Origin of the sequence: Cupriavidus sp. SHE (assembly GCF_000812445.1) — a bacterium.
GTDB classification, from domain to species: domain Bacteria; phylum Pseudomonadota; class Gammaproteobacteria; order Burkholderiales; family Burkholderiaceae; genus Cupriavidus; species Cupriavidus metallidurans.
The window spans coordinates 1-1,598 of the sequence record NZ_JWMB01000105.1; the positions used below are offsets into that span (position 1 = coordinate 1).

1 pseudogene is annotated in these 1,598 nt (G+C 59.9%); it reads right to left on the minus strand.

Annotation, left to right across the window (positions count from 1 at the left end):
- Nucleotides 1–1,500, minus strand: a pseudogene (locus RN01_RS31545) (helicase); the annotation flags it as partial.
- Between the last annotated feature and the right edge of the window lie 98 nt (nt 1,501–1,598).

A 1,598-nucleotide genomic window follows, 5' to 3' on the forward strand; every position in this document is an offset into this window, starting at 1 on the left:
GTAGTGTCCAGTTTGGCCTGGAACGCGTGTCCAGTTTGCGTTGGAACAGGTGCCCAGTTTGCGGCGGAGCGGGTGTCCAGGTTCGGCGGAATACGCACGCCCTTCCCAATCCCTGCTTAGCGTTGGGACAAAGAGCCGGCCTGTGGCCGTTTCTACGAATGGCGCGAAGCCGAACATGCCGAAGAACTTCCGGATGGTCCCCTGCGACTGTCCAAGCGCGGAGAGCTTATCCACTGTGCCGAGGAGCACCGATGGGGCCAGGTCATAGATATCCTCGTCGACAATGTAGAAGGGTAGCGGTGTCGGCTCATCGAAGCGCTCATTCCATGAGCACTTGGCCTTCGGCGCGGTACAGTAGTGGCCCAAGGCGTTCCCGCCTGCTCCAGGCTTACGGCGCAGCGCCAGCGTGCTGCCGCTCTTGCTGCCACAGAACGGACAACTCGAAAGCTTGAGCCACCGTTCACGAGCGCTCTTGTATGGCTGAGTTTCCCGGTGGGCAACCTCTCCCGACGGTGAGACATCCTGTACTGTGTCGACATCTGTGTAGCCGTCGGTGGTGTGCCAGTTTGGGGTATTGCTTCCTCCGACCCAGAACCCAAGGGAGAATGGCTCACCGGGGTGGCCGCGGTGGTACCGCTCGTCCTCAGCTGCTGCCATGGCTGTTAATGTTCGCCGCGCCTGTTGTAGAGTTAGCAGCCGTAGTGGATACCGCATCAATGCAGAGACGCCTCGTAGCTTGCCTCGAAGTCTGTCAAGCAGCAACACGAAGACGAGCAGGCCCAGGAACGCCTCGGATTTGCCGCCACCAGTGGAGAAGTACAGTAGGGTGACGGCGTTGGCGTGCTTAGCAACCTCGGGGGTGTAGAAGTCGTGAAACTCGCGAATGCGTGTTGCAAACGCTGGAATAGAAGCGAGGATGAAAGCAAGCTGGAAGAGACGCCACTCGTCATAGCCCTTCCCGGCGGCCACCTTAGCCATTGCGGCGTTCATTGACACCCATGCTTCAAATGGGATGCCCAAACGGCTTTTTTGCGGGCCAGGTCCGCTCCAATGCTTACGCGACTCCTCCAAGATAGCCAATCCGCTACGGATTGCGCCAAGCTCGGCTTTCCACTCGAGAAGGTCCTGCTGAAGCTGAGCCTCCTCAGCCTGTTGTTGCTCCGCGGCCTTCGGCCCCTCCAGCCCCTTGCCGACAGGCCGCAGGGCCGTAACCTCCAGCCATTTCTCGTATGCGGGCAGCAGCGGAGCTAGCCGCTCAAGACAGTCGGGCTGTGAAAGCCGCGCGATGTTTAGGTCCACCCCGTGTGCAACGGGGACGATTCGAGGCAGCACGTAGCGTGGGGACCAGGTCGTTGTCAGTGTGTGGACGTCCCCGTCCTGGGCCATGGCTACTCCACCATTGAAGCCTAGTGCCGGATACTTCAGATACCGGTTGTAGCGATACGAGGGCTTCACTCTGTCCATCCGCAGGAATTGGTGGATCTTCGCGGGTAGCGTCACGTGCGTATTTCGGGGCGCGTGATCAGCGATTTCGGGGGAACGTGATCACCTGTTTCGGCGGGAAGCTGATCGCTGGTTTCGGCGGAACGTGATCACTT